The sequence below is a fragment of the Pseudomonas fuscovaginae SE-1 genome (assembly GCF_000364705.1).
GTDB classification, from domain to species: Bacteria; Pseudomonadota; Gammaproteobacteria; order Pseudomonadales; family Pseudomonadaceae; genus Aquipseudomonas; species Aquipseudomonas fuscovaginae_A.
In genome coordinates this window covers 1-3081 of the sequence record NZ_AQOH01000269.1, presented here as the reverse complement: position 1 = coordinate 3081, position 3081 = coordinate 1, and the positions used below count along the sequence as shown (strand labels likewise).

Genomic DNA, 3081 nt, shown 5'->3' with positions numbered 1-3081 from the left:
CGGCGGGTCAATACCTGCCGAGCCTCGCTGTCGTGCAACATGAACGCCTGGCGCTCGGCGGGAGCATTGATATCGAGTGGCACATAGGCTGCGCCACATTTGAGGATCGCCAACTGGCCGGCCAACAGGTCGAAGGAACGCTCCAGCAGCAGGCCCACGCGATCGCCCGGCTGTACGCCAAGACCGACCAGGTGCTGCGCCAGGGCATTGGCCCGGCTGTTGAGTTGCCGGTAGGTCAGTGCCTGCTCGCCCTGCACGGCAGCCAGCGCATCGGGCTGAGCCGCCACCTGCTCCTCGAACAGTTGCGCCAGGCTGCTGTGCCGTGGATAGTCACGCGCCGTGGCATTGAAGCCATGCAGCACCTGCTGGCGCTCGGCCGCAGAGAGGATCTGCAACTGCTGCAACGGTGTTTGCGGCTGTTGCTCCAGGGCTTCCACCAGCGCCGCGAGGGCCGCCAGCATATAGTCACCGACCCGTTGCGCACCGATCTGCACCAGGGTCTGGACCGCCAGGCTGAAACCCTCGCCAAGATCGTCCACCGACAGGGTGATCGGATAGGTGCTCTGCTCGTCGCCACCCAGGCTCTGCAAGCCGGCCCAGGCCCGGGCGGTCTCGGCCGAGACCTGCGAGCCGGTGGCGCTGTGGCGGTAATTGAGCAGCGAGCTGAACAAGGGCGTCGGGGCCGCCACACCGCTGCAACGCTGGGCCTGGGCCAGGGACGCGTGTTCATGACCGAGCAAGGCGGTCAGGCGTGCGTGGGTGGTCCTGACCCCTTCGCGGACCGCGTGCCCATCGAGCTTTACCCGCAACGGCAGGGTGTTGATGAACATGCCCAGCGCCCGGTCGGCGCCCTTGCCGCCCTGCATCCGGCCCATCAGCACGGTGCCGAACACCACATCGGACTTGCCCGACACGGCCCCCAGCACCCGCGCCCAGGCCAGGTGATGCAGGCTGGCGGCGCTGACGCCCAACTGGCGGGCCTGGGCACGCAGGCGTTGGCTCAGATCGGCGGCGACAGGAAGGTGGAGCTCTTCGATCTGCGGGTTGCCGCCAGGCATTTGCGCTACGCCAAATGGCAGGGTCGGTTCATCGACGTCCGCCAGCATGTCGCGGAAAAAGCCTTCATGGGCATCGGCTCCGGCACCGAGCCGGACCTGCGCCACATAGTTGCGATAGGGCACCGCCTCGGGCAACGCGTGACCTTCACCGAGCAGGTAGGCCTGCATTTCGTATTGCACCAGCTCCAGCGCGGCATGGTCGATGGCGATGTGATGAAACAGCAGGAGCGCGACCCAGCGCGCATTGGCCCGGTCCTCGGCGCACATCAGGCGCATCAGCGGGGCCTGGCGCAGGTCCAGGCGGTAATGCCGGGGATCGAAGCGTTCACGCAGGCAGGTTTCGATATCACCGTCACGGGGCGTCAGCTCGACTTCTTCCACCGCCAGCGTCGCTTCGCGCAAGACCACCTGCATCGGTTCATCGAGGCCTTCCCAGACCATCGCCGTGCGCAGGATATCGTGCCGGTCGATCACCGCCTGCAGGGCCTGGGCGAAATCGTCGAGGCGCTCGCGGCTCTCGGCCGCGAACAACGAGCGCAAGACATAGGGATCGCCCTGCCCGGCGGCCAGGTGATGATAGAGAATACCCTCCTGCAGGGGCGCCAGCGGGTAGATGTCCTGCACGTTGCCGGCTCCGCCCGGCACCGATTCGACAATCCGGTCGATGGCCGCCTGGCCGAGGTTGGCCAGCGGCAACATCTGCGGCGTGATGCGCAGGGCCGGGCTCAGCCATTCCCCGCCGTTTCGAGCCACCAGCCTGAGCAGTTCCGCCTTGTGCACGACCAGGCTATCGAAGACGGCGCTGTCAAGGCCCTCGTCGTCACCAAGAATCACCAGATTGTCTTCTTCCAGTTGAAGGCCAATCGCGTGCGTGGAAAGAACTGCCATCAATTCGCTGAAGTGCATCGAATAACCTACTGTTTATCATGTCGGAGAGGGTTGACGACCCAAGGGCTCGGTGTCGGAGACAGCGTTCACGCGATAAAACGGAGGGGCTTCGAGGTTCGAAGACGGCACGGGATCGGGGTACAGGCATGACCGGCGCCGCGGCGGCAAAGCCTACGGGCCACTGACACATGCGAAACAACCCCATTCGCCATGTTCCCCACAGGCCTCGAAAATTAGAGCATCCACCTGGGACTGTCTGTCATGGGAAGCCGGGACAAGGCACGGGCCTGCAAGAGTTCGAGGCGTTGCCAGGGGATTGGGGAAAAAAACGGCTCCGTACCCGACCGATCGGCAATCGGCCGGATACGGAGCCAGGGCTTCAGATAACGCGTTTGCGCTTGAGTGTCGGCACCTTCACCCGCGGTACCTCCACCTGTTGTGTCGTACCCACCGACGCGGCTACCTGGGCCAGTGTCGGCTGGCCGAACAGCACCCGGACATCGGCTTCCAGGTTCGCCTGACGCATACGCTCGATCAGGCTGACCGCCAACAGCGAGTGCCCACCCAGCTCGAAGAAGTGGTCATGCCGCCCCACCCGCTCGACCTGGAGCAGGTCCTCCCAGAGCGCCGCCAGCTTGATCTCCACCTCGCCCATCGGGGCTTCGTAGACACGCGAAGCGTAGGCACTGCTATCCGGTGCCGGCAGGGCCTTGCGGTCCAGCTTGCCGTTGGGGGTCAGGGGCAACCGCTCGAGCTGCACATAGGCCGCGGGTAGCATGTAGTCCGGCAGCAACCCGCGCAGATAAGCGCGCAGGCTACCGCTGTCGGGTACGAGCCCGCTGCTGGCCGGGGTGAAGTACGACACCAGGCGGGTTTCTCCCGGTACATCCTCCCGGGCCATCACCACCGCCTCCTGCACGTCGGCGTGCCTGGCCAGGCGCGCCTCGATCTCGCCCAGTTCGATGCGGAAGCCGCGGATCTTCACCTGGTCGTCGTTGCGCCCCAGATACTCGATGTTGCCATCGGGCAGGTAGCGGCCGAGGTCGCCGGTGCGGTACATGCGTCCGCCGTTGAACGGGTCGTCGAGGAAGCGCTCTGCCGTGAGGTCGTCGCGATTCAGGTAGCCTCGGGCCAC

General features: G+C 65.6%; 2 protein-coding genes. Both read right to left on the bottom strand.

Annotated features, from left to right (window positions below; genetic code table 11):
• The coding region (locus K675_RS0121740) for a condensation domain-containing protein (RefSeq protein ID WP_026145417.1) at positions 1-1964 on the bottom strand (1964 nt) is incomplete at its 3' end.
• 361 nt (positions 1965-2325) lie between these two features.
• Positions 2326-3081, bottom strand: a 756-nt coding sequence (locus K675_RS0121735; protein WP_026145416.1) for a phosphopantetheine-binding protein, incomplete at its 5' end; no start/stop codon positions are given.